At 68.5% G+C, this 23,658-nt stretch carries 34 protein-coding genes; 24 read left to right on the top strand and 10 right to left on the bottom strand.

Annotated features, from left to right (window positions below; genetic code table 11):
• The first annotated feature begins 104 nt into the window (after positions 1–104).
• Positions 105–314, top strand: a complete 210-nt coding sequence (locus K7396_RS02575) for a hypothetical protein (RefSeq protein ID WP_223659580.1) — start codon at positions 105–107, stop codon at positions 312–314.
• Here the strand turns inward: K7396_RS02575 and K7396_RS02570 are convergent.
• The gene (locus K7396_RS02570) at positions 304–630 is read right to left on the bottom strand and encodes a DUF4429 domain-containing protein (RefSeq protein WP_086718665.1); all 327 of its coding nucleotides are present in this window, start codon (positions 628–630) and stop codon (positions 304–306) included. The two genes, K7396_RS02575 and K7396_RS02570, sit on opposite strands and share 11 nt — an antisense overlap.
• A 33-nt stretch (positions 631–663) precedes the next feature.
• Between K7396_RS02570 and K7396_RS02565 the strand changes: the two genes are divergently transcribed.
• The 17 genes from K7396_RS02565 to K7396_RS02485 all read left to right on the top strand — a co-directional run bounded on the left by K7396_RS02565 (position 664) and on the right by K7396_RS02485 (position 15,512).
• Positions 664–993, top strand: coding sequence for an HK97 gp10 family phage protein (locus K7396_RS02565; RefSeq protein ID WP_086718664.1), 330 nt, complete (start codon positions 664–666; stop codon positions 991–993).
• Complete coding sequence (locus K7396_RS02560) at positions 993–1,388, top strand: DUF3168 domain-containing protein (RefSeq protein WP_086718663.1); 396 nt, start codon at positions 993–995, stop codon at positions 1,386–1,388. Before K7396_RS02565 ends, K7396_RS02560 begins: the two co-directional genes overlap by 1 nt.
• 67 nt (positions 1,389–1,455) lie before the next feature.
• Positions 1,456–2,043, top strand: a complete 588-nt coding sequence (locus K7396_RS02555; RefSeq protein WP_086718662.1) for a phage tail tube protein — start codon at positions 1,456–1,458, stop codon at positions 2,041–2,043.
• A 100-nt stretch (positions 2,044–2,143) separates the two neighbouring features.
• Complete coding sequence (locus K7396_RS02550) at positions 2,144–2,494, top strand: hypothetical protein (RefSeq protein WP_086718661.1); 351 nt, start codon at positions 2,144–2,146, stop codon at positions 2,492–2,494.
• A 53-nt stretch (positions 2,495–2,547) separates the two neighbouring features.
• Complete coding sequence (locus K7396_RS02545; protein WP_167392776.1) at positions 2,548–2,898, top strand: hypothetical protein; 351 nt, start codon at positions 2,548–2,550, stop codon at positions 2,896–2,898.
• Between the two features lie 19 nt (positions 2,899–2,917).
• Positions 2,918–7,777, top strand: a complete 4,860-nt coding sequence (locus tag K7396_RS02540) for an aggregation-promoting factor C-terminal-like domain-containing protein (RefSeq protein WP_086718660.1) — start codon at positions 2,918–2,920, stop codon at positions 7,775–7,777.
• Between the two features lie 3 nt (positions 7,778–7,780).
• The gene (locus K7396_RS02535) at positions 7,781–10,006 is read left to right on the top strand and encodes a hypothetical protein (protein WP_086718659.1); all 2,226 of its coding nucleotides are present in this window, start codon (positions 7,781–7,783) and stop codon (positions 10,004–10,006) included.
• 2 nt (positions 10,007–10,008) lie between these two features.
• On the top strand, positions 10,009–11,100 hold the full coding sequence (locus K7396_RS02530) for a DUF5047 domain-containing protein (protein WP_086718693.1): 1,092 nt from the start codon (positions 10,009–10,011) through the stop codon (positions 11,098–11,100).
• Complete coding sequence (locus K7396_RS02525; protein WP_086718658.1) at positions 11,100–11,708, top strand: hypothetical protein; 609 nt, start codon at positions 11,100–11,102, stop codon at positions 11,706–11,708. The genes K7396_RS02530 and K7396_RS02525 overlap by 1 nt, the downstream gene beginning before the upstream one ends.
• 8 nt (positions 11,709–11,716) lie before the next feature.
• Entirely contained in the window at positions 11,717–11,998 is a 282-nt protein-coding gene (locus tag K7396_RS02520; protein WP_086718657.1) for a hypothetical protein, read from the top strand.
• Entirely contained in the window at positions 11,998–12,630 is a 633-nt protein-coding gene (locus K7396_RS02515; RefSeq protein WP_086718656.1) for a hypothetical protein, read from the top strand. Before K7396_RS02520 ends, K7396_RS02515 begins: the two co-directional genes overlap by 1 nt.
• Positions 12,631–12,644: 14 nt before the next feature.
• On the top strand, positions 12,645–12,791 hold the full coding sequence (locus tag K7396_RS02510) for a hypothetical protein (RefSeq protein ID WP_170314248.1): 147 nt from the start codon (positions 12,645–12,647) through the stop codon (positions 12,789–12,791).
• A gap of 61 nt (positions 12,792–12,852) precedes the next feature.
• Positions 12,853–13,779, top strand: a complete 927-nt coding sequence (locus K7396_RS02505) for an N-acetylmuramoyl-L-alanine amidase (RefSeq protein ID WP_086716785.1) — start codon at positions 12,853–12,855, stop codon at positions 13,777–13,779.
• A gap of 40 nt (positions 13,780–13,819) precedes the next feature.
• On the top strand, positions 13,820–14,167 hold the full coding sequence (locus tag K7396_RS02500; RefSeq protein ID WP_086716784.1) for a hypothetical protein: 348 nt from the start codon (positions 13,820–13,822) through the stop codon (positions 14,165–14,167).
• Positions 14,168–14,179: 12 nt separating this feature from the next.
• Positions 14,180–14,524, top strand: coding sequence for a hypothetical protein (locus K7396_RS02495; protein WP_086716783.1), 345 nt, complete (start codon positions 14,180–14,182; stop codon positions 14,522–14,524).
• A 53-nt stretch (positions 14,525–14,577) separates the two neighbouring features.
• Entirely contained in the window at positions 14,578–15,201 is a 624-nt protein-coding gene (locus K7396_RS02490) for a collagen-like domain-containing protein (protein ID WP_143589059.1), read from the top strand.
• Complete coding sequence (locus tag K7396_RS02485; RefSeq protein WP_086716782.1) at positions 15,198–15,512, top strand: hypothetical protein; 315 nt, start codon at positions 15,198–15,200, stop codon at positions 15,510–15,512. The genes K7396_RS02490 and K7396_RS02485 overlap by 4 nt, the downstream gene beginning before the upstream one ends.
• 60 nt (positions 15,513–15,572) lie before the next feature.
• On the opposite strand, the gene K7396_RS02480 is transcribed toward K7396_RS02485, so the two are convergent.
• Positions 15,573–15,725, bottom strand: coding sequence for a hypothetical protein (locus tag K7396_RS02480; protein ID WP_167392728.1), 153 nt, complete (start codon positions 15,723–15,725; stop codon positions 15,573–15,575).
• Between the two features lie 139 nt (positions 15,726–15,864).
• Here K7396_RS02480 and K7396_RS02475 point away from each other — a divergent pair, with 139 nt between their 5' ends.
• From K7396_RS02475 to K7396_RS02465, 3 genes are all read left to right on the top strand, one after another.
• Positions 15,865–17,091, top strand: a complete 1,227-nt coding sequence (locus K7396_RS02475) for a helix-turn-helix domain-containing protein (RefSeq protein ID WP_086716781.1) — start codon at positions 15,865–15,867, stop codon at positions 17,089–17,091.
• A 107-nt stretch (positions 17,092–17,198) separates the two neighbouring features.
• Positions 17,199–17,561, top strand: coding sequence for a DUF6415 family natural product biosynthesis protein (locus K7396_RS02470; RefSeq protein WP_143589058.1), 363 nt, complete (start codon positions 17,199–17,201; stop codon positions 17,559–17,561).
• 163 nt (positions 17,562–17,724) lie between these two features.
• Positions 17,725–18,000, top strand: a complete 276-nt coding sequence (locus K7396_RS02465; protein WP_086716779.1) for a DUF3761 domain-containing protein — start codon at positions 17,725–17,727, stop codon at positions 17,998–18,000.
• An 84-nt stretch (positions 18,001–18,084) separates the two neighbouring features.
• On the opposite strand, the gene K7396_RS02460 is transcribed toward K7396_RS02465, so the two are convergent.
• From K7396_RS02460 to K7396_RS02440, 5 genes are read right to left on the bottom strand one after another with little or no spacing between them, the layout of a single operon-like run.
• Positions 18,085–18,288, bottom strand: coding sequence for a hypothetical protein (locus K7396_RS02460; protein WP_143589057.1), 204 nt, complete (start codon positions 18,286–18,288; stop codon positions 18,085–18,087).
• Positions 18,289–18,299: 11 nt separating this feature from the next.
• Complete coding sequence (locus tag K7396_RS02455; protein ID WP_086716778.1) at positions 18,300–18,539, bottom strand: hypothetical protein; 240 nt, start codon at positions 18,537–18,539, stop codon at positions 18,300–18,302.
• 10 nt (positions 18,540–18,549) lie between these two features.
• Complete coding sequence (locus K7396_RS02450; RefSeq protein WP_086716777.1) at positions 18,550–18,741, bottom strand: hypothetical protein; 192 nt, start codon at positions 18,739–18,741, stop codon at positions 18,550–18,552.
• An 11-nt stretch (positions 18,742–18,752) separates the two neighbouring features.
• Complete coding sequence (locus tag K7396_RS02445) at positions 18,753–18,917, bottom strand: hypothetical protein (RefSeq protein WP_158101103.1); 165 nt, start codon at positions 18,915–18,917, stop codon at positions 18,753–18,755.
• Positions 18,918–18,919: 2 nt separating this feature from the next.
• Complete coding sequence (locus K7396_RS02440) at positions 18,920–19,342, bottom strand: hypothetical protein (RefSeq protein WP_086716776.1); 423 nt, start codon at positions 19,340–19,342, stop codon at positions 18,920–18,922.
• Positions 19,343–19,580: 238 nt separating this feature from the next.
• On the opposite strand from K7396_RS02440, the gene K7396_RS02435 reads away from it, so the two are divergent.
• From K7396_RS02435 to K7396_RS02425, 3 genes are all read left to right on the top strand, one after another.
• Entirely contained in the window at positions 19,581–20,663 is a 1,083-nt protein-coding gene (locus K7396_RS02435; protein ID WP_223659576.1) for a tyrosine-type recombinase/integrase, read from the top strand.
• Positions 20,660–21,307, top strand: a complete 648-nt coding sequence (locus tag K7396_RS02430; RefSeq protein ID WP_223659575.1) for an endonuclease domain-containing protein — start codon at positions 20,660–20,662, stop codon at positions 21,305–21,307. Before K7396_RS02435 ends, K7396_RS02430 begins: the two co-directional genes overlap by 4 nt.
• A 632-nt stretch (positions 21,308–21,939) precedes the next feature.
• Positions 21,940–22,218, top strand: a complete 279-nt coding sequence (locus tag K7396_RS02425; RefSeq protein ID WP_086716774.1) for a hypothetical protein — start codon at positions 21,940–21,942, stop codon at positions 22,216–22,218.
• A gap of 264 nt (positions 22,219–22,482) precedes the next feature.
• On the opposite strand, the gene K7396_RS02420 is transcribed toward K7396_RS02425, so the two are convergent.
• The 3 genes from K7396_RS02420 to K7396_RS02410 form a co-directional block, all read right to left on the bottom strand.
• Positions 22,483–22,698, bottom strand: a complete 216-nt coding sequence (locus K7396_RS02420) for a hypothetical protein (RefSeq protein WP_086716773.1) — start codon at positions 22,696–22,698, stop codon at positions 22,483–22,485.
• A gap of 36 nt (positions 22,699–22,734) precedes the next feature.
• Complete coding sequence (locus K7396_RS02415) at positions 22,735–23,061, bottom strand: DUF6233 domain-containing protein (protein ID WP_086716772.1); 327 nt, start codon at positions 23,059–23,061, stop codon at positions 22,735–22,737.
• Positions 23,062–23,264: 203 nt separating this feature from the next.
• Complete coding sequence (locus K7396_RS02410; RefSeq protein ID WP_223660461.1) at positions 23,265–23,654, bottom strand: GntR family transcriptional regulator; 390 nt, start codon at positions 23,652–23,654, stop codon at positions 23,265–23,267.
• Positions 23,655–23,658: the final 4 nt, after the last annotated feature.

The raw sequence follows: 23,658 nt of genomic DNA, 5'->3' as shown, positions 1-23,658 counted from the left end.
GCCCGTCTCCTGGCCGGGATCCTCGCGGGCAGCCGATCCCTGGGACGGTCGCTGAGCTGCCTGTGGCTGGCTGTGTGGTGGTGCCTCGCTCGGAGTCTCCGGCTGTGGGTGGCGCGGAGCAGCAGGCCCGGGACACGGTCATCGTCGGCTACACCGTCTACGCCCCGGCTGGATCGGATTGGCGGACGACGGATCAGGTGCGTATCCGCGGCGAGGTCTGCGAGATCACGGGCGAGCCAGGCGACTGGGGACGGTCCCCGTTCACCGGCACCCGCGGTCCGATGCAGTTCGCCGCGGACCGGGTCACCGGCTAGCCCGCGCTTGCTCCACAGCGGCGACGAGCTTCGCTGCAGCGTCGTTGCTTTTGCGGGGGACGGACAGGCTGTGCGGGTCCTCGTAGGGCGGCCGGCCCGCGGCCAACACCCCACCCTTCTCGGCTGCGGCGACGCTGCCGGGCAGGACGAACTGCACGTAGCCGTGCATGAGCCTGGTGCCCTCCTTGTAGCGGGTCCCGGTGACGTCTGCGGCCCGGATCCGCACCGGTGCCGGCCTGGGCCCGACAGGCGTCTTGGTGATGGTGATCCATTCGCCGTCGAAACTGATGCTGCCGAGTACGCCCTTGACGTCCATGTCTGCCCCCAACGTGTGTGAGGAGCTGAGGATATGGCGGCACGGTTCAAGATGTCCCGGAAAGGGGTCGGACAGCTGTTGAAGTCTCCGATGGTGGAGGCGGAGATGCTGCGTCGCGCCGAGATCATCAAGACGGTTGCAGTCAGCATCGCGCCCGTCTACACAGGGACGTGGAACGCGACGCCGGGCCAATACAAGGCGTCGTTCGAGGCGTCGTCCACCGCTCGTGGGGGGCGGCGACGGGACCGGGCTACGGCCACGGTCACCAACACGGCCTACTACGCCCGTTGGGTGGAGTACGGCACCGAGAGGGTGCCTGCCCACCATGTGCTGCTGCGTGCCGCCCGTGCGGGTGGCCACTGATGGCGGCCGTGGGCTCCGTGGACGTCGAGGTGCTGTTGATTGGCTGGCTGCAGGAGCAGCTCGGCGACGGCATCGTGATCCGCGACGAGCTCGACAACAACCTCCTCGACGAGCTGCCGACGGTGCAGGTTGAGCGGGTTGGCGGTACGGACGACGGCCTGCGCCTTGACCACACCTTGGTCGACATCGACGTGTACGCGGCCACGCGCGGCGACGCCGCCGACCTGGCCGCCGCAATCCGCGGACTGCTGCTCGGGCTGCCTGGCTCGACGGTTGGCGGCGCGGTCATTGGCCGCGTGCGGACCGAGGCCGCACCCATCTCTCGCCCCTACGAAAACCTCGGGCTTCGCCGCGTTGGCGGCACGTACTCCCTGTATCTGCATCCGGTCTCTTGACCGGCTGGGCCCGCGCCGGACCCTTAGTTCCCGCCCCGCGCGGGCTTCTCGCATGTCTGGAGACATCATGGTCAACATCACCCGCGCAGCGGACCTGACGGTCGTCGGAGCTAATGGCGGGGGGTGGGTGGCTCCGGTCGGTACGGCTGCTCCCGACTCGCCGCTGACCCAGCCCGATTCGCCGTGGAAGGCGCTCGGCGCGATCAGCGACGACGGCCTCACCTATGGCTTCGATGAGGACTCGCAGGAGTTCACGCCGTGGGGCCTCACTAGCCCGTTCCGCACCCAGATCACCAAGAGCGTGCGGACGTTCGGCCTGACGGTGTGGGAGACATCCCGACTGGCGGTGCAGGGCCTTCAGTTCCGCCTGGACGAGGCGGACCTGACGCCCGACGTCGGCGGCATCACCAAGTTCGCCGAGACCGCCAGTCCGGCTCCTGACCGTCGTGCGTTCTGGTTCCTGGTGATGGACGGCGACTCTGCCAGGGGCTTTTACGTTCCGCAGGGTGAGATCTCGGACCGCAGCGACGTCTCGTACAAGCAGGACGAGATCAGCGGCTTCGAGTGGACCATCACGACCTACCCCGACGAGGCAGGCAACACGGTTTACCACGTCGACAAGCTGCCGCTGACGCCGAGCGAGACGGTGTCCTGAGCTGGGTGGGCGGGCCGCATCCGTGGCGCGGGCCCGGCCCGCCCGCCCTACCCCTTGTGAGTGCCCGCGCCGTGACCACGTGCCGTAGGAGGCCCGCGCCATGACCACAACGAAGACCGACACCAGCGCTGCGGAGGCGCAGGAGCTGGAAGCTGCTGACGACGGCTACGTGACCGTGCCGCTCGCCGGCTACGACGGTGTCACCAAGGATGTCCGGACGCTGCCGGCCACTCGCTGGAGGGCGTCCGCGATGCGCGCCCTGCGTAGCGGGGACGTCGACGGCTTCATGGAACGCGTCCTGCATGAGGACGACTACGAGACCTACGAGGATCTCGACCCGGACCAGGAAGGCATCGGGCATTTTGCAGAGCGGGCCGCCGAGGCTGCGGGTGAGTCCCTGGGGAAATCCAGTGGACCGTCTCGGTCCTCGAGGAACACCCGGAAGCGGTAGAAGCTGATCTGCTGGACCGCGGGCTCGACGTCCTTGACGTGCACACGGGCCGGATGACGTGGCGTCGGCTGCGGGTCATCATTCAGGGCCTGCCGCCGGAGTCCCGCACGATGACGGCGCTCCGTAACGCCATGCCGGAGGAAGACCTCGACGAGCAGGCCGAGCAGGGCAAGCCGGAGGAGGGGCGCTGGTCGCAGCTGGAGCAGCTGGTGGCGGCGTCCTGTGACCGGCTGGCGCGGATCGAATATGTGCTGATCTGCGCGAACACCGAGAAGAAGTCCCAGCGTCCGGATCGGCCGGAGCCGATGCGGCGCCCGGGTGCCGCGCCGCGGCGAAAGAAGTCGGCGTTGTCTGACGCCGGCGCGCAGAGGCTTTTCGAGCTGATCAACGGAGGCGCGGCGTAGCGCAGGAGGGAGGCCTCCTGTGGCGATCAGTGTCGGCAGCGTCGAGGTCGATGTCATCCCCAATACGCGGGGGATTTACCAGCGTTTGCGTGCGGACCTTGTGCCTGCCGCCACTCGCGCTGGGACCGATGCCGGCAACGCCGCAGGGCGAGCCTTCGGGCCGGCCATGCGGGCCCAAGTCGGCGACATCGGCACCTCCATTGGGCAGCAGATCGGCCGACAGATCGCCAGCCGGATCACGGCGCAGATCCGCACATCTCTGCAGCAGGGGGTTGCCCAGGGCGGTGCGCAGGCGCGGGCGTCTGCAACCCGGCAGGGCGAGCAGACCGGTAGTGCGTTCGCCCGGTCGCTGCAGGCGCGGCTTCAGGCTGCGATGCGGAACTTGCCGGAGGTCCGGCTGACCGCAAACTCGTCGGATGCGGAGCGGGAGATCTACCGGCTGCGGCACGAACTGCAGGCGATCAGCGACCTGCGGATCGGCGTTGACATCAGTTCGGCTGACGCCACGGCGGCTATCGACCGTATCCGTGCTCGGCTGACGGAGCTGTCGGCGTCGAATGCGGATGTAGCGCTGCGGGTGGATTCGGCTGCGGCTGCCACGGAGCTGGCCGCTATCCAGGCGCAGGTGGATGCGCTGGATGGCGATACTGCGCGGGTCGACGTGGATACGTCGGGTGCGATGGAGGCCGTTCTTCAGCTGGTTATGGCTTTGGGCAGGGTGGCTGCGCTCCCGGCGATTCCGGTGCTTGCTGCCGGTATCGGCTCCATCGCGGCAGCCGGTCTGGCGGCGGGCGCGGGCGTGGGCGCCCTCGCGGCTGTGGCGATTCCTGCGTTCACCGGGATCAAGGGTGCTCTGGGCGCGCAGAAGCAGGCGCAGGACGCGGCGACGGGCGCCACCGCGAGCGGCGGACAGGCGGCTTCGCAGGCCGCGTCGAAGGCGCTGCAGATGGCCGGTGCGCAGCAGGCCCTGGCGGCGGCTCACCGGAACGCGGCCCGGCAGATCGCGCAGGCCGAACAGGGCATCTCGGATGCTGTCCGAACGGCGGCGCAGAACAACTTGGCGGCGGCGGATCAGGTCAAGCAGGCCCGAAAGGGCCTCGCCGACGCCTATCAGCAGGCCGCGGATCGCACCCAGTCTGCGAACGACCGGGTGACGCAGGCCGAGCAGTCGCTGGCGGACGCGCAGCGCACGGCACGGCAGGCGCAGCAGGATCTGACGCAGGCCCGGCACGAGGCCGCGGTGCAGCTGGAGGAGCTGTCGACCCGGGTTACCGATGCTCAGCTCAGTGAGCGCGATGCGGCATTGGGCGTGCAGGAGGCCCGTCAGCGGCTGCTGGCCACGCAGGCGGTCGGGTCGAAGGCGACGCTGCTGGAGCAGCAGCGGGCGCAGCTGGGATTCGATCAGGCGGTGCAGCGGCTCAAGGAGCAGCAGGCCGAGACGAAGAATCTGACCGCGCAGAAGTCCGCGGCTGACAAGGCCGGCGTTGAGGGCTCGGACGTGGTCCGGTCTGCCCAGGAGCGTCTTGCTGCTGCCCAACGAAACGTGAGCGGGCAGCAGGCTGGACTGGCGAAAGCCCAGCAGGACGCGGCGAAGACGCAGATCCAGAACCAGCAGGCCATTGCTGCAGCTCAGGACAAGGTGGCTGCTGCCCAGCGCAATGTGGCCAAGGTGCAGGAGGATGGCGCCAGGTCGGTGGCGCGTGCCCAGCAGCAGCTGGTGGCCACGCAGCAGTCGGCGGCGGACAGCATCACGTCGGCGCAGAGGCAGATCCAGTCGGCGCAGCTGTCGACAGCTGGCGGTGCGGACACGGCGAGTGCGGCCCAGGCCAAGTACGCGGCGGCGCTGGCGAAGTTGTCGCCGTCGGCGCGGCAGACCATGACTGCGTTTACGTCGCTCAAGGACGCGTTCGCGAGTTGGTCTAAGTCGCTGCAGCCTGCCGTCATGCCCATTTTCACCCGAGCCCTGAATGGCTTGAGGGGCGCATTGCCTGCGTTGACTCCGATCGTCCGGGCCGCGGCGGGCGCGATCAAGCGCTTGCAGGACAGGATGTCGGGTGACTTCAAGTCGCCGTGGTGGAAGACCCTCCTGTCGGATCTGACGAGGGAGGTTGGTCCGGCCATCACGGGGCTGGGTGTTTCGTTCGGCAACGTGTTTAAGGGAATGGCGGGTGTCGTTGACGCCTTCCTGCCGCAGGTGGACGGTGTTTCGTCCCGCTTGCAGTCGGTCACGAAACAGTTCGCGAGTTGGGGCACCAACCTCAAGGGGAGCCCGGCGTTCGAGGCGTTTTTGAGGTACGCGGCGGAGATGGGGCCGCGGGTAGCCGACGTGGTCGGCAAGATCCTTATGGCTGCTGGCAATATCGGGGCGGCCCTTGCTCCGCTCTCGGGCCCGCTCCTCGCTGCTCTGGGCGCGGTGGCTGAGGCTATTGGCATCATCGCGGACAAGACCCCGTGGATGATCATGCTGATTTACGGGATCATCGTCGCCGTCAAGCTGTGGACACTGGCACAGATTGCCTTCAACTTCGTCCTGAATCAGAACCCGCTGGTCAGGATCGCGATGCTGATCGGCCTGCTGGTCGCTGCGGTGATCTACGCCTACAACCGGTTCGGGTGGTTCCGGTCGGTTGCGCAGGCGGTGTGGGCTGGCATCCAGACGGCTGCGATATGGGCGTGGAACAACGTCTTGAAGCCGATCTTCGCGGCCTTCGCTGCCGCGTTCCATGCGATTGCGACTGCTGCGACGTGGCTGTGGCAGAACGTCCTCAGCCCCGTGTTCAGTTTCATCTCGACGGCGGCCCGGATCCTGTTCGCGGTGCTCGTCGTGGCGGTGTTCGCGCCGATCGTGCTAGCGGTAAAGGCCCTGGGTGCCATTGCTTCGTGGCTCTGGACTGCCGCGATCAAGCCGGCGTTTGAGGGCATCGCGTTCGTCGCGCAGTGGCTGTGGAACAACGCGGTCAAGCCGACGTTCGAACTACTGAAGGCCGGTGTCCGGGCCGTGGGCGCCGTGGCCAGGTGGCTGTGGCAGAACGTGATCAAGCCGGTATTCAACGGCATCGGCACCGTGATCGGCTGGGTTTGGCGGAACGTCGTCAGCCCCATTTTTACGTCGCTCAAGTTGGCGGTGAAGGGCCTCGGGATCATCTTTTCCTGGCTCTGGAAGACGATTGTCCGCCCGGTCTTCGGGTGGATCGGTGACCGGATCGGCTGGGTCTGGAAGAACCTGATCAAGCCGCCGTTCGACGCGATCAAGCGAGCTGTCAGCCTCGTGGGCGAGGCCTTCGGCGCAGCGAAGAACGCCATCAAGAAGTCCTGGGATCAGGTCGTCAACGTCACGAAGAAGCCGGTGAACTTCGTGATCAAGTGGGTGTACACCAACGGAATCAAGGCCCTCTGGGACAAGGTCGCTGGCTGGGTCGGACTGGGCAAACTGCCTGCCGCACCCAAGCTCCTTGCCGCCGGTGGCGCTGTCGGCGACGGCTTCGGCAAGGCGACGCCGATGCGCGTCAGACGGCCCACGGCCATCGTCGGCGAGGGAAACCCCCGCTACCCGGAATACGTGATCCCCACGGATCCCAAGTACCGGAACCGGGCCGTGGCTCTCCACCAGGCCGCCGGCACGCAGCTGATGGCGGATGGCGGCATCCTCGGCGACATCTGGGGCGGCATTAAGTCCGCTGGTGGTTGGGTCGCAGACAAGGCCACAGGAGCCCTGAAAGCGGCCGGAAAGTTCGCGGCCGGCGCCCTCGCCCCTGCTTTCAACCTGGGACTGAAGGCGATCAACGGGACGCTCTCCCGGATTCCGGGCGCCGACACGGGCCTGGGCAAGGTCGTGCGGGCCATCCCCAGCAAGGTCGCCGACGGCATCCTGTCCTTCCTCCGAGGCGAGGACGAGAAGTCGATGGGCGGCGCCAACGTCGCCAAGGCCCTGACCTGGGCGAAGTCCCAGGCCGGCAAGCCGTACCAGTGGGGAGGCACCGGCAACCCCAGCTGGGACTGCTCCGGATTCATGGGCGCCATCCAGAAGGTGATCGAGGGGCGGAACCCCAAGGGCCGCATCTGGTCCACATTCGGATTCCAAGGAAACAAGGCCCCGGCAGGCTGGGAGCGCCACCTCAAGAGCCCCTTCCAGATCGGCGTCACGAACGCCGGCAAGGGGCACACCGCGGGAACCCTGGCCGGCACCAACGTCGAGTCCAGGGGCGGGGATGGCGTCGTCGTAGGCTCGCGGGCCCGCGGCTACAACGCTCCGCTCTTCCACGGCAACTGGTACGGCCTCGCGTCGGCCATCGCCTCTGGCGGTGGCGGCGGGTCGGCGAAGGCGACTGCCCGGCAGATGCTGGGCGAGTTCGGCTGGTCTCAGAAGCAGTGGCCTTCGCTCGACAAGCTGTGGACGAAGGAATCGGGTTGGAGATGGAACGCAGCCAACCCGTCGGGTGCCTACGGCATTCCGCAGGCCTTGCCCGGCTCGAAGATGAAGTCGGCGGGCGCGGACTGGCGGACCAACCCGGCCACCCAGATCAAGTGGGGGCTGAAATACATCAAGGGAAGCTACGGCAGCCCGGCTGCCGCCTGGAGGCACTCCCAGAGCGTCAACTGGTACGACTCCGGCGGCCTCCTGCAGCCCGGCCTCAACCTGGCCTACAACGGCACAGGCCGGCCCGAGCCGGTGTTCACCACGCGGCAGGCCAACGCTCTGGTGTCGCTGGCCGGCGGCGCGGTAGCGGGTGGACCTGCCCGCTTCGAGGGCGACCTCTACCTGGACTCCGGCGAGTTCCTTGGCCGGGTGCGGGGCGAGGCAACCCAGATCGCGCAGGCGGAAGTCCGCCGTTCCAACACTCAGCTCGCGGGCGTTCTGCGCGCCGGCCGGAGGGGGTGAACCATGGCGATCCCCGGCAACTTGCTGAGTTCCACCACGGAGGCCGTCGACCCGAACACGTCCGGGTGGACGGCCAAGCTCAACTGCAGCATCAGCCTCGGCTCAGGCGGCCGGAACGGCGACGGCTGCCTGGTGCTCAAGTCGGCGGCTGCGGGCGAGATGCAGGCCCGCACCGTCTCCTCTTATGCCGTCGTGCCCGGCACGGTGTACGCCACTTTCGCGGACGCCTCCGGCACGGTTGCCGAGCGGATCGGCATCCGCTGGTTGACCTCGGCAGGCGTCGAAATCTCGGTAACGTGGGCGGTGTCGACGGCGGCTGCGTCGGCGTCGTGGCATCGCGTGAGCGTGGCCGGGGTGGCGCCGGCCGGTGCAGCCCGCGCCCAGGTGCTGGTGTCGTCCACGCCCGCAGCAGCCAACGTCAACCACTTCTGGGAGAACGTCTATCTCGGCTATGCCCGGTTCACGCTGGGCAACCTGCTGACGGCCAATGCCGAGACGTCTGAGCTGGACACGTCCGCCTGGGCGGTAGAGACCAATGTGACCATCAGCCGCTCGGTGCCGGCGATCTCATGGGCTGTCGACGCCTACCCGGTCGGCGGTCACATGCTGACGCTCACCGCAGTCGCGAACGGCAACGTCAGCGTCCTCGGCACCGAGCGGCCCGCGGTGACCCCCGGCGTCGAGTATCTGGCCTACACCTATCTATCGCCGCCCACATCCTCGATCACTTCCTGGATTGAACTGCGGTTTTACGACGCGAGCGGCACCCAGCTGTCGGCTACCCGCGGGGCACTGGCGGCCCCGAGCACCGGATATTTCCGGCAGCGTGTGTCAGCTGTCGCCCCTGCTGGGGCGACGTCGTGCGCGGTCGCAGCGGGCATGGATGCGGCAACCGCCGGCCAGGTCATGCGCCTGGACAACACAGTGGTCTCCGTGGCGACGGATGCCCGCTCGGGCAGCATCACTACCTATGACGCCTACAGCTTCGAGCAGGGCGTCGGCGGCTGGAGTATCACGTCCGGTGCTGCCACCGTGGCGAGGTCCACGCCGTGGGGCGCCTACGGTGTGGACGGCAATTACAGCCTGACGATCACTAGCGCGACAGCGACCACGTCGACTCTCCGCTCCGCGCGGTTCCCTCTCACGCCCGGAGCCGGCCTGAACTGGCGGGCCGAGTGGGCGAGTCAGGTCACCGCCGGCGGGTGGACTGCCACGAGAGGCGTGCGGTTCTACGACGCGGCGAACAACAGCATCAGCTTGGACGCCACCACATCGGCGACCGTGCCGACCAGTGGATGGTGGATGCTGACCACCGACGTCACGGCGCCGGCGAATGCCACTCAGGCTGCGATCGAATGGACCCTCACAGCGACCAGCACCAGCTCGGTGCTGCGCATGGACTCCGTCTCTTTGTGGCCGGCACTTCCCTTGGCAGCTGCTACCGCCAGCGCAGGCACGGCTTCCGTGACCCTGACGCTGCGGGAGCTGCCGGTCGGCTACCTGCTGACGGTTTACCGCGTCGGCCAGGACGGCGCCCGCACCCTGGTGCGCGGCACATCCGGGCTCCTCAGCAAGACGACGCTATCCAGCGACGTGATGGTGATCGAGGACTACGAGGCGCCCCTCGGCGTCCCTGTTACGTACTCGATCGAGATCTACACGGCGGCCGGGGCTCTCAGCAGTACCAGGTCGGCCGGGCCCGTCACGATCGATGCGGGCGACCCGAACGAGGCGTGGCTGAAGGATCCCGGCCAGCCCCAGCGGAACCTGAAGGTGCTGGTGGAGCGGGCACCGGACTGGTCCCGCCCCATTCAACAGTCCACCTACCAGGTACGGTGCCGCCGCAACGCGGTCGTCCTGTCCGGACGGCGCGGAGGGCTGGAGGGGGACCTGTCGATCTGGACGCGGGACGATGACGAGCGGGAGGCGCTCCACTGGCTCCTCGACACCGGGGATGTCCTGTTGTGGCAGGCGTCTCCGGGCATGGGCGTCGCGGACATGTACGTCAATGTCGGCTCGATCGACGAGGCGCGGGTCTCCAGCTACGCCCCGGAACTGTGGCGGGCCTGGAAGCTGCCGCTCACGCAGGCCGACATGCCTACCGCTACGGGCGTCGGGGGATCGGCCGGCCGCACCTGGCAGGACGTTCTGAGTGGGTTCGCTACCGGCACTGACGTGCTGGCTGCCTATGAGACGGGCGAGGATCTGCTCCTCGACCAGCGGGGGTGATCGTGTATTCGGTCAGCAGCCGCTTCCTGGCAGCACTCACGGAATCGCACACGCCGGTTTCCCAGGTGACCTTGCTGCGCGCGGATGGGCGTGTAGAGACCATCGAAATCACGGGCGGCAGCGTCACGGTGGACCGCGGGCAGGCGATCCGCCGCACGTGCTCTGTCACGATCACGGACACCAAACTGATCCCGCGGACGGCCAGCGACAAGCTCAGCACCTACGGCTCTCGCCTGCGAATAGCCCGTGGCGTCCAGTTTGCCGATGGCAGCACCGAGCTGGTGCCGCTGGGCGTCTTCCGCCTGGACGCCGTGGATGGCGATGTCGACGAAGGACCGGTGACTCTGGCAGGCAAGGGCCTCGAGGCGATCGTCGCCGACGACAAGTTCACCTCGCCGTACCGTGTGAGCGGGACGGCCGTGGGCGCGGTCACGGCCCTGATCCAGCGGTCCATCCCAGACGCGGCGGTCGTAAATCGCGCGACGGACGCGCCGATCGGACCTCGCACCTGGGACGTTGAGGGCGACCCGTGGGCTGCCGTGCAGGAATGCGCGGCGGCGATTGGCGCCGAATGCTACGCGGACGCCGACGGCGTGTTCATCGTCTCGGAGCTTCCTGACCTGCTCGCCGTCGCCCCGTCGTGGACGGTGGCCGCGGGGGAGGGAGGCGCCTACATCAGGGCGTCGCGGGGGATGAGCTCCGACGGCGTCAGCAACGGCTGGCTGGCTCGCGGCGAGAACACGGAGACCGGCACGGCACCGGTCAGCGCGCTCGTCACGGACGATGATCCGACCAGCCCCACCTACTGGGCCGGGCCATTCGGGCACCGGCCGGCGTTCTACACGTCCAGCACGCTCACGACGGTGAATGCCGCGACGAGCGCGGCGACACTCAAGCTCCGGGCCAGCAAGGCGCCCAACGCGAGCGGCGACCTGTCCAGTCTGCCGAATCCTGCATTGGAGCCAGGCGACGTACTGCGCGTGATCTACCCGGACGGCACCGGGGAACTGCACCAGATTCAAAGCTTCTCGGTGCCTCTGGACGAGGGCGGGGATTTCCCGGTCACCACGATCTCGGCGAAGGAGGACGCCTGATGTCCTCCGGATCCGAGCTGGCCATCCACGCCGACCTTGCCGACGCCATGCGCCAGCAAGCGCTCCAGGCAGGCGCGAATAGTCCTGACGTGCGTGGCTCTGACTGGCGGCAGGCCATTGTCTCGACGGTCGGCACCGACGGCACGGTGGTGACCAGCGACGGCATCATCGCCCGCCGCATGGCCACCTACGTCACCCCCACTGCCGGGGAGACGATCGTCGTCAGCATCTCCAGCTCCGGGAACTGGCTGGCGCACGGCCGCATCGCACCGGTCACGACAGCCGGCACGTGGCAGACACTCACCCTCTCCGGTGGCTGGACCACGTTCGGCTCGCCGTACTGGACGCCGAGCTACCGCATCAACGGCGACGGCACCGTCAGCCTGTCCGGACTGGCGAAGGCGCCGGCTTCCGCCGCCACCCCGCAAACCCTGTGCACGCTCCCCGCAGCCATCACCCCCACGTCCAAGTCGCGGTTCCCGACCGAGGTTGCGAATGGGGTCCACGGGGCCCTTGACATCAACGTCAGCGGGGCTCTGCAGATCCAGGACTACTCAGGAAACGCCGGATGGGCGGGCCTGGACGGCGTGCAATACCGACTCACCTAGGAGGCCCCATGCCGCACCCTGACTCCGGCTACTACCCGCAAAGCGTCCTGCACCAGGTGCGCGTCGTGGACCTGGAAATGGACTCGCAGATGTTCGCCTACACGGCTGAGCTGCAGCTCGACGGCCGCGGGCAGGGCGTCACCCCCGAGCTGCTGGATCGCGTCACGAAGGCCATCGCCGACTATGCGGCCGAGCAGCTCGCTGACGCCGGCGGCGACCAGGAAATCCGGGCGTCCCTCAGCTACACGGGCGCCTGCGACGTGGTCCTGCTGCCCGATCCGGAGGCCTGATGCCTACCACCGACAGCTACGGGCAGGGTGTGCAGGTCGCGAGCCTGACCGATGCCCCCAACCAGCAGGTCTTGGCGGCGAACCTCGCTGCCGGCCTGGTGCCTCGGTCGGTGATGCGGTTCTCATCGGCGTCCGCTCGCAACGCCACCATCGCTAGCCCGGCGGCCGGGATGACCGCATTCCTGACCACCGAGAAGTTGCTGACGGTTTTCGACGGCACCGCCTGGGTGGTCGTCGCGGCCGGCACCTCGGCGTGGACGACGATCCCCCTCGCGTCCGGCTATTCGCACGACGGCAACTCGAACGGCACCGCCCAGTACCGGATCGTGAACCTCTTCGGGGAACTGACGGTGATGCTGCAGGGCGGCCTCAACCTGACCTATCCCGGCAGTCCCGGCAACATCGCCAACGGCGGCATCATCACGAACACGGCACTGCCGGCGGCAGCGCGCCCGGGGTCCCTCCGCACGGTCTCCGCGGCCTGCTCGGCCTCGAACTCGTCGAGCCTGAGCCTGAAGATCGACGCCCAGTCGGATGGCCATCTGAAGGTCATCGGCACCAGTTCCACGACAGCCAGCGACCGCGTGACGCCCCCGTGGGTCAGTCTCAACGGCCTCTTCTACAGCCTCTGACCAGGAGCCACTGAATGCCTGACCAGCCGGCGCCCGTGCCTATCCAGCCGCGCGTCGATGAGAGTGCCGGGGACCTCGACACGCTTGCCGATCTGGGGCTGGTGGACCCGCCGCCCGAACCGTCCCCCGAGCCGCCGCCCCCGCCCGGCGCCGATACCTGACCCTCAACCACCCCTACGCCCCCGCCAGATGGCCGGGGCCTTTTGCATATCTGGAGGCCCCATGGCCACGCCACTTTCCGCCGACCGCCTGCTGTCCGTGCTTCGGTCTGAGGGCCTGACGGTCCACGAGCACGACGGATGGCGAACACACGAGCGCGACGCCGCGACCGGCAAGCCTTTCGGCCCCGTCTACGGCGTCCTCATCCACCACACCGCTGGACACGGCGACCGCGAAATCTGCTACAACGGCCGCTCCGACCTACCCGGCCCGCTCTGTCACTCCTGGCTCGGCAAGACCGACGGCCTGTGGATGATCTCCTCGAAGCGCGCCAACCACGCCGGCCTGGTCGACGCGGATGTGATCGCCGCCCTCCGGGCCGAATCCGCACTGCCGCACGACGATCAAGCCAACTACGACGGCAACGACGTGCTGTACGGCCTCGAGATCGAAAATCTCGGCAACGGCAAGGACGCCTACCCGGCAACCCAGTACCGGCAGGCCGTCCTGTGGGCAACAGCCCTGTGCCGCGCCCACGGCTGGAGCGAACGCAGCGTCGCCGGGCACAAGGAAGCACAGCCCGGCAAGGTCGACCCGTCCTTCGACATGGATGTCTTCCGTGCCGACGTGCGGAAACAACTCGCGACGAAGCCTGGCAAGCCTGCGACGCCCTCGCCCACCCCGTCCCGGCCCCGCGTCGACCTGTCCCAGCTCATAGCCGCTGCGAAGGCCGACCCGCCTGCAAAGCAGGGGCACGTCACCTACCGGTCCGGCGTCAACCTGGTCGAGGCCGGACTCGTCAGTGAAGGACTCCTCGCCAAGACCTACGCGGGCGACGGCAGCTACGGCACCACCACCCGCGACGCCTACGCCCGCTGGCAGCGATCCCCGGCCGGCGGCGGCTACACCGGCAAGGACGCTGACGGCATCCCCGGCAAGGGATCCCTCACCCGGCTCGGCGCCCGCCACGGGTTCGTTGTTGTCGCCTAACCCTCGGGCGCTCAGGCGTCCTTTAGAGAACGGAATCAGCATGAAGATCTTCGGCAGAGAGCCCGTGGTAGTCCTCAACGCGCTGTCGGCTGCGCTCGGCCTGCTCGTCAGTCTCGGCTTCACCGGCCTTACCGCAGCGCAGGCGGGTGCGATCGTCGGTGTCGTCACTGCGGTCTTCGGCGCGGTTGCTGCGGCCATGACCCGGCCGGTCGCCCCGCAGGCGTTCACCACTGTCGTGGCCGCAGCGGCGGTGTTTGTCGCCACCTTCGGCTACGAGGTGTCGCAGTCGACCATCGGCGCTGTCAACGGTGTCGTATTGGCGACGCTGACACTGCTGACCCGGCCACAGGTCTCGCCGTCCCGCCCGGGCGCACCGGTGGCCGGCTAACCGGAGGCCAGCATGGGCGACGAGCCGACGAACGGGGAGCTGGCCCGTCGCCTGGACGCCGGGTTCGACGACATCAAAGAGGACATGCGGACTCTGGCCGGGCGCCTCGACACCAAAGTCGACGCCTCGCTGCTGACGCTTCAGCAGCAGGCCCAGGACGAACGCGCTCAGCTGATTGCTGTGCGGGTCGCCGCGCTCGAGGATGCCCGCCAGAAGGAGTCGGATGCCCGGATGGAGGAGACCCGCAAGGCCGAGGCGCAGCGGGCCTCCGACCGGCGGCTCATTCTCACCTCGCTGGTCGTGCCGCTTCTCCTGCTGCTCCTGCAGGTCTACCTCGCTAGCAGGGGGACGAAATGACAGGCATGGGACTTCACCGGTCTGACCGTGGACGTAAGCGCCGGGCCGACCTCATGTACACCGCGGGCGTCGTGCTGCTGGTGGCGGTCCTCGCCTGGATCGTCATCACCATCCAGACTCTGTCCGCCTCGCTCCATCAGGCCCTCGCGGATCGGGATGCCCTCGCCAAGCAGGTGCGCCATCTGGGTGCCGTACCGGTGGCCGGGCCGCGCGGCCACCCAGGGAAGAACGGCACCAGCGCGCCCGGCCAGAAGGGTGACAAGGGAGACCGCGGTGGGCCGGGCGCAAAGTCCACCGTCCCCGGCCCCCGCGGCCCCGCCGGATCGCCAGGCCCCAGCGGATCGCCCGGCGCGGACGGGAAGGACGGGCAGCCGGGCCAGCCAGGAGCCGACTCCACAGTCCCCGGGCCAACAGGCCCCGCCGGACCCAGCGGACGAGATGGCACCGACGGCAAGGACGGGACGGACGGGCAGAGCGGGCGCGACGGCCAAACCTGCCCCGACGGATACGTGCTTGAGCCCGATCCGCAGGCCCCTGACACGCTCGTCTGCCGCCGCAAGGGCGCCAGCAGCGACCAGCCGCAGACAGTCAGCCCAAGCCCCACCTCGTCACCCAGCGAAACACCCCTGCTGCCCAGCCTGCTGGGCAGCAGGCTGACCAGAAGGGGCGGAGCATGACCGCGCCACTACCGGGCCGCCGCCCCGTCGGCGGCAACGCCATCATCACCGTTGTCTTCGTCACCGTCACCGTGCTGGCGGGCGTCCTCATATGGATGCAGTCCAACGCACAGACCGGGCTCACCACCCTGCGGTCCGGGCAGACCACCGGCCAGGCGCAGCGCACGGACCAGCAGCAGCTCACCTGCGCCTTGTGGGCGATCCTCCGTGACGACAACGCCAAGCGGCTGGGCGCCGCGATGCGGAGGGCTGCCGACAAGATCTGCGCTAACGCACCGACGCCCGGCCCCTCTTCGAGCGCTACCCCCTAACGGAGCCCCCGAGCGAATGCCCCGCCCCTGCTTCGGCAGGCGGCGGGGCGCTTCGTCGTGTCAGCGACGGGTGGCTTCGGCCCAGGCGGCGAGCAGCCGCTCGTACTCGTCCTGCTCGTCCGCGGTGAGGGGTCGGCCGGTGCGGGCGGCCATGAACCGGCGTATCGCCTTGTTCGCCTCAGCGGAGGCGTCGGGCACGCAGGGGGTCGCCATGCCGCCGATGGTACGGCCGGGCACTGACAGCCGGCCACGAAATCGGCCCCCGCCGGAATGGTGGGGGCCGATCGCCGCACGCCCTGGCGCCTGGCAGGCGTACCGTTCCGAATGTCGAGTTCTGGAACGGAGGCCCATTATGGCGTACTTCAGTGACTCTCACGAGGGCGACAGCAACGGCCAGCGTCTGGCGCGTCTACGGATGCGGCGCCGCTGGACGCAGCAGCGGCTCGCCACCGAGGCAGGCTTCAGCTTGGCAGCGATCAAGGCGTTCGAGCAGGGGCGCCGCGCACTGGACCGGCCCGCTACGATCCTGCCGCTGTGCCGGGCGCTGGGCTGCCACCCCACCGAAATCACCGGAGGTCCGATCATCCCTCCCCAGGCGGATCGTGATGGGCAGACGGCGGTGGCCGCGGTCGCCTCGGTGCGGCGGGCTCTGCTGCGCCACGGCCGGCCGACGCGCGCCGACGACGCCGAGGTCGCGGCCGTCGATGTGCCGGAGCTGCGCGTGCGGGCTGCCGCGGCGAATGCGGACCGGCATGGTGCACGGCTGGCGCAGGCTGGCGAGACTCTGCCGGCGCTGCTTCGGGACTTGCAGGTGGCGGCCGAGGTGACGGCCGGGAGTGAACGGTGCGACGTGTACGGGCTGCTGGCCACGGCCTACGAGTGCGCCATGCAGTACCTGTACAAGCTTGGCCACGTCAGCGACGCGACGCTGGCGACCGAGCGGGTGTTGTGGTCTGCGGAGGCGACGGGCGATCCGCTGAGGGTGCTGGCCGCGCGCTGGTACGACGCGGGCGAGTTCCTGAGTATCGGGGAGCACGACGAGGCGGGCGCCATCATCGACGAGGCTCTGGCCGACCTGACCCGGCGGCAGGATGTGTCGCCTGAGGCGGTGTCGCTGCGCGGGGCGTTCGAGCTGAAGGCGGCGTTGAACCATGCCCGCGCCTCGGAGAAGGCGGCGGCTGAGCGGCACTGGCGACGCGCGACGAAGTCTGCGGATCTGCTCGGCGAGGACCGTGACGACTGGCACCTCCAGTTCGGGCCGACGAACGTGGCGATCTGGGGCGTGAGCCTTCCGGTGGAGCTGGGGCAGGGCCGGGTGGCGGTGGAGCGGGCGCGGGACGTCAAGCTGCCCGACTCGTACAGCCGGGAGCGCAGGTCGCACCACTTCATCGATGTGGGGCGCGCCCACTTCTACAACGGGCAGCGGGACGCCGCGTTGGGAGCGTTCTTGCAGGCGGAGCGGTTGGCGCCGCAGGCCACGAGGATGCACGCGGGGGTGCGCGAAACGGTGGGCACGATGATCCGCACTCAGAAGCGCGGGCAGCTGGTGGAGCTGGGGATTCGTCTCGGAGTGGTCTGAGCCCTCTGGGGCTACGGCTTGTAGCCCTTCCGTCACCCAATGATCCCTAGCGTTAGAGGTGCAGCCACTTCTGACGCTAGGGGTTCAGTGTGCAACCAGTCCCGCAGGTGTCCCCGCCAGCATCTCCCGACGCCGAGCCGATCGACACCGCCACGATCCGGGAGACGGTCCGCCTGGCCCTGCTGTTGGGCGCCGGCCCCCTCGACCGCGACGCGATGGCCGGGCTGCACGAGGCGCTGCGCGGGCACGTCGCCCTGCTGCTGCCGGGCGCCCGGACTGCCGCCGACCAGCTGTGGCGGGGCAGCGGGGCTTGGTATGAGCGGGCGGCCCGCCTGGACTGCATCACCCGACAGTTGGAGCAGCCGCTGGCCGGGGATCCGTTCGCGGCGATGGTGAAGGTGCAGTTGCTCGCGCGGGACTGCGACTGGCTCCTCGACCAGCAGACGGGTCTTCCCGGGGGTACCCGGTAGACCCGTCCGCCCGCAGGATCCGTCTGAGGGAACCCCGCACGTCCCAGACACCCCGTACCGCCCGATCGTCACAGATTCGTCACGGACGGCCGAAGTGTCGGACTCGCCGGATGCTGGCACGCCATGCTCGGCGCATCAACCGAACCACCGCACTGGGGGACTCTTGACCAGCACACTCGCGCGTCCGGCCCGCCGCATCCGCAGCGCCATCGCCGCCGCCACACTGGCCGCCGCGGTCATCGCGCCCATCACCATCAGCGCCGGCACCGCACAAGCCGCCACCGTCCACTGCGCACGGCACACCACCGGCGTCTGCGGCACCCACATCAAGCACCCGGCCGGCGTCATGGCCAAGTGCAAGGACGGCACCTGGTCCCGCTCGAAGCACTTCTCCGGCACCTGCTCCCGTCACCACGGCGTCCGGTACTGGTTCAAGTAGGCCGACCCGAGGCGTGTAGCCTCACATGCCGACGCCCCGCCTGCTTTCCTCAGGCGGGGCGTCGGTCTGTGCAGGGTCAGGCGGTCACTTTTCGCGGGGCTGGTCGCTGGAGCTGGGGGCGGCGGGTGGCACCTGCTGATCGAACCAGTCGCAGAACTCGACCGTGGAGCCGATGCGGGCGATGCGTTGGTGGACGGCACGGTGGTCGTGCCCGCCGGGCGGCCATTCGCTGCCGGGGGAGGGAGTCTCGCCGCAGCCGCAGCGGCACGTTGCAGGGGAATTACTCACGCCTGTGCTCCTCACTTCTCGGGGGCGCTGTCGGCAGGTGGGCCGGGCCTGAGGAAGAGGTTCCCGAGCCCCTGACCTACGGCCTTCGCCGCGTTCTCGGCGTCGCTCTCCAGCCGGTCAGCTTCGGCCCGGAGCGCGGCGGCCTTCTCCAGCCACATGCGCTCGTCGTCGGTACGGGGCCCGGCGGTTGCCGGAGACACTCGGTCCTCCAGCTCGGTGGCGCGGGCGCGCAGTTCGGCGGGCGTGCTCATGGTCGTGTCCTCACTTCTCGGGGTCGATGGCGTCGGCGACGCTGAAGATGTCCAGGGCGATCAACCCGGACCAGTGGTGGCCGATGCTGCGGATGGTCTCTGCGTCTCCACGGTCGACCGCTGCGGTGAGCTCGGCCAGATCAGCAGGGCTCATCAGGTCGATTTCCGCTACTCGGGCGACGGTTCCTCGCGGGCTGCTCATGGCCGTACTCCTCACTTCTCAGTGTCGCCGTGGGCGTGGGACAGGAGCCGCTGGAGCGTCCAGGCCGCACTGTCGCCGCCGCTGGTGGCGGCGAGCGCGTCACGGATGGCGTGCGCCTCCGCGTCGGTGAACTCGACGGTCGTGGTGCCGTCCTTCTTGATGTCCGTGAGCTGCATGGTCAGTTCCTCTTCTCGGTCTTGTCGGTGGCGGCGGAGAAGATGTCCACGAGTTCGAGCGGCATGAGGTAGCCCTGGACCTTGCCGAAGCCGGGCCCCTGGGGTTCGATCGGCGGCTTCATACCCTCGGGCCACCAGCCGTTGCGGACGCCTCGTTCGAGGGTGCGCTTGAGGGCGCCACTGTGGCCACGGAGGCTGCCGTCGCCATCCTTGCGGAGCTCGTCGGCCTTCACCAGTCCGTCCTGAATGGCGGCGAGGCGGACGATGTCCTGGGCCCGTGGGGGGAGTTCGCGGTAGTAGCGGGTGGCCCGTTCTACGGTCCACGTGGTGTCGAGTTCGACCTTGGCGCCGTGCTCGGCGAGCAGAGCTGTGAACTTGTTGAGGAAGCCGGGTTCGGGGTCCTCGACGGTGACGACGATGCGCAACGCGCGCTCCTTTCATTAGACGTGGGTTAGATGCCGCATTGGCGAGATGAAGGTAGCGCGGGGCCGCTCGTCTGTCTAGCCTCAATGCTCGTTTACCTAGAGGGAGTTGAGTGTCGGCGGCATCGAATGTACGTGCTGATCGATCGCGCATCATTCTGTAGTGCGGTTCGTATCACTCGGGATACACTCTTCATATCCTGGGCGACAAAACGGGCCCGATGAGGCATCAAGGAGACCAGTGGATAGATCAGTTGAAAGGATCAGCCGAGTCCCCGTAGAGATCCGCAACGCATGGGCGGCCCGCCATGGCGAAGAGGCCGCTGAACGCCTGGCAGCGGCTGAAGACTTCGCTGACGCCATCAAAGAGGCGACCATCCCACCCAACACCACCGAGACCTACGCCAAGGGCTGGAAGGTGTGGCGCCGATTCTGCGCCGAGCAGGGACTCCCCGAGACTGAAGGCAGCCGTGGCGCCCTCGTTGCCTTCACCGCCTGGATGCTCGACCGAGGGCGAACCAGCCCCGGCCCCGGTGGCACCCTTGGCTACGCCCCTACCTCAGCCCACTCCCACCTGACAGCAGCCATCGTCGGACTACGAGAACGCGGCCACCCAGTAGGCAAGGACATCCACTCCGAAGCACGCGCTCGACTCGAAGCCATCGCCACCCAGCTCGCGAAGGCGAAAGAACGGCGCGGTCGAGGCAAAGCGCCGGCCGCCGACCTCGACAACCTCCACCGCGTCGCAGCCGCATGCGACGACACCCTCACCGGCCGGCGCGACCTTGCCCTCATCCTCGTCGGCTTCCACTTCGCGTCCCGCGCCTCAGAGGTCTCCGCGCTACTCCTCGCCGACATCACCACGCACGCCCGCGGCATAAAGGTCGCCGTGGTCACCGGCAAGACCGCCCGCTCCGTCCGCACGGTCGCCATCCCCTACAACAATGACGAACCGGAGATCTGCGCAGCCCGAGCCTGGGAACGCTGGCGCGACGCCTACGCGTGCACGGAACCGCGAGCGGCGGCCTTCCCCCGTATCGACCGGTGGGGCCACATCGGTGACGCAATGAGCCCCGACTCCGTCACAGCCGCCGTCGCCCGTGTCGCCAGCCGTTCAGGCATCCCCATCCGCTGGACTGGGCACTCCCTGCGCTCCGGACTCGCAACCGAAGGCAGGAAGAACGGCAAGGACCCTGTCAACATCGCCAAGCAGGGCGGCTGGGCGCCCGGCAGCAAAGCGATGCTCGGCTACATGCAGCTCGCCGATGAATGGGACGACAACGCAGCAGCGGGCCTTCGTCGACCACAAAAGGGAAACTCGTGACCTCGCACGCCAGGGACTACATCTGCGGCAAGCCCACCAAGAAGGGGAGACCGTGCACGCGGAGCCTCCACTCCTGGATGGTGGGCTTTGACTTCCAGTACGCCGACGGCTGCTGGAGCCACATGAGCCAGCCCTTCCAAGAAGCCCAAGACGCTCGCAAGCGAGCAGACGAAGAAGCATGGCAGGCGTACCTAGCTGCCGATCCGATCTGCTGGGGATGGCCCGTCCCGGACGACTGGGACAACTGGACGTACCCGCAAGGAGGAGACATCAACGACCAACTGTCAGAGACGGCACTCGCCATGATCATGGGGAATCCGGAGTCTCGGGCCAGCGCGATACTCAGGCACTGGCAGGACGGCCGGTGTGCCATCTGCGGGCATCGCCGCGAGCTGGTGGAGGATCACGACCACTTCACCGGCCTGACGCGTGGATACCTGTGCCGCGGATGCAACACCCAGGAAGGCGTCTACCAAGACAGCAACACCTTGTTCGGGCGATACCGCCGGCGGCATCCGACTAGCCTGCTGGGGCTTCGCATCCGGTACTGGGATCCGTTCATCAACGACTACGCCCCTCCGCGAACTGCGGAAACTAAGCAGGAGCGGTGGACCGACGCTGCATCGGAGGGCATTGGGCTGTGAGCAGGCCATGGATTCGCCGGAACTACGACGAGACACGCCTCTGGGTCTGGATGCCCTTCGAGGGAGGATCGAACCGGCGCTGGCTCCTGGACGAGCTGGGGGATCGGATCCGCCCGGACTGGAACAGGGAAGCCCGGCGGTGGGAGATAGCCAGACCGCACCTGGCTGCCATCACCACCGCTCTGGCGGAGCGGTTCGGTGATGTCGACGTCTATCTTGAGTTCTCGACCACGGAGCGATGTGATACCAACTGCGAGCGCGCCCAGGGCGACGACTGCACTTGCGCCTGTGCGGGCGAGAACCATGGGGGCGCTGCCTACTGGCGAGATTGGTTGCTCGTCGGCGATACCACCTTGGTAGACGTCGGACGCAAGGTCCGGCACTACCGGGTGCAGCGGGGAGTCAGCGCATAAGGGAACGTTATGCGCTACCTGCGTTCCGGATGATCCGCGTCCGCCCCCTTCCCCTCGAGGCGCACCGAGGTCCATGCTGTGGGTGTCGGGCGCTACCTCCCCAAGGTGTTGCACCGGCTCCTGCGCCCCGCCCTCGCCGGCGGGGCGCTTCGCTGTTCTGCCCCCGCGGCGGTGGCCGGCGCGGGATGATGTCGCCCCACACCAGCCCTTGGGGGATTCATGCGTATCCGTGCCGCTGTTGTTGGCGTCATCCTGCTGGCCGGGCTCACCGCCGGCTGCTCGCAGAGTTATGACGAGATGGCCACCGACTGTCTCGCCGCGTTGAAGGCGCGCCCAGACGGCGACAAGGCCAAGCCGTCGGAGTGTGAGGGCCTCAAGCGCAAGGACTACACGGCCCTTGTGGCGAGCGTTGCCATCGACGGCTTGGGTTGGACCGACGAGGACGGGAAATTCGACAAGCAGAAGATGCTCGACAGCCTTACCGAGGACGGGAACTGAGCGTGCGACGCTCTGCCTGATTGCCGCAAACCGTCGCCACCGCCTGCCACACTGTTCTTGGGTCCCGCCGCGCATCCCCCGTCGCGGCGGGGCCCGTTTACTGCACCCCGTGGAACACTGGAGCTGCTGCTGCACCTGTCCGTTGTCCAGGTGCAGCAGCTACAGCAGGCCGTGCACGCCGATGCCCAGCGTCCAGGGGACGTTGACGGCCAAGGCCCCCGGGGCCCGCGCAGATGCCCCTCCTTCGGGAGGGGCGTTTCGCTGTCACGTGTCACCCCAGTCGTGCGGGTGGCCGCCGCGCCATTCGACCCACGCGTCGTCGTCGAGGAGCTCTTCGGCCGCGGGCAGTCCGGCTCGGCGCAGGAACTCGATCACGTCGTCGTCGCTGTAGGCGAGCCCGAGGATCTGGCCGCGCGCGGTGACGCGCCGACCGCCGGTGGCGGACAGCTGGTGGACGACGATCGGTGCGTGGTCCCGCATCCCTCTAGGGTGCGTCGCCGGGCCGCGGTCTGCAGGTCAAAGGATGCCGAGCTCGCTGTCGGGCCGGCAGAGGCCGCACGCCTCGACGCCCTCGGTGAGCGCGCGGATCGCCTCCTGGCGGCTGATGGGGCGGGCGCGCTTGCCAGCAGTCCCGCAGCCGCCGACGTGTACTGCGACGGGATGCGCGTCGTGGCCGACGCCGAGCTGCACCACCCAGTCCGGCGGCGGGGGCGGGACGGCCCGCTGCTGCTGGGCCTCCTGCTGCTCGGCGATGACGATGTGCTGCCGCACCTGCTCGAGGGTGAGCTGCAGCCAGGTCTCCAGTGTGCGGAGGCGGGGTAGGTCCGGCGGCAACTCGCTCATGAGTTCGATTCTAGAATCCCGGGGCAAGCCCAGGCCAATCCGCGTCCCGGTCGGCGTCGAATCCCGGGTAGCCCCTCGCGGGCCCGCTGTTTGTCAGTGGCCGACCGTAAAGTTGAAGCATCACATTCACTGTGTGCGCTCATGCTGGTAGCGCTGCACTCCCCGCCCCGCCCCGGAACAGCGCCCGGAGCGGGGCGCCGGCGTTAGAGGCGGATCGTCCAGCGGTCCATCGGCAGGATCAGGTCCGCGGTCTCGACCGGCCTGCTGGCGTCGTCGAGGCGGGTGCGCACGAGCCGGTAGGCCGGACTGTCGACCGTCAGGCCGAGCGCGTGGGCCTGAGTCTCGTCGAGGTGCATGACCTCAACTTCGGCAACATGGCTGGCGTGCGGTCGGCGGCGTCCGCGCCACCAGGTGCACACGATGAGAGCCGACCTACCGCCCGGGTCGAGGCACTCCAGCACCTCGTGGTTGAGTGTGGCGCCCACAGGAACGCCGAGCCGGTCGGCGAGCTGCTCGCCCGCCTTCCAGGCGCCGCTGGCGATGCGCTCTGCCTGGTACGGCCAGTCGCGGTCGGGAGCTATGAGGGCGCGCATGACG

Origin of the sequence: Streptomyces angustmyceticus (assembly GCF_019933235.1) — a bacterium.
Classification (GTDB): Bacteria; Actinomycetota; Actinomycetes; order Streptomycetales; family Streptomycetaceae; genus Streptomyces; species Streptomyces angustmyceticus.
Note: the sequence above shows the minus strand (reverse complement) of the source record. Positions and strands in the feature narration are given on the sequence as shown.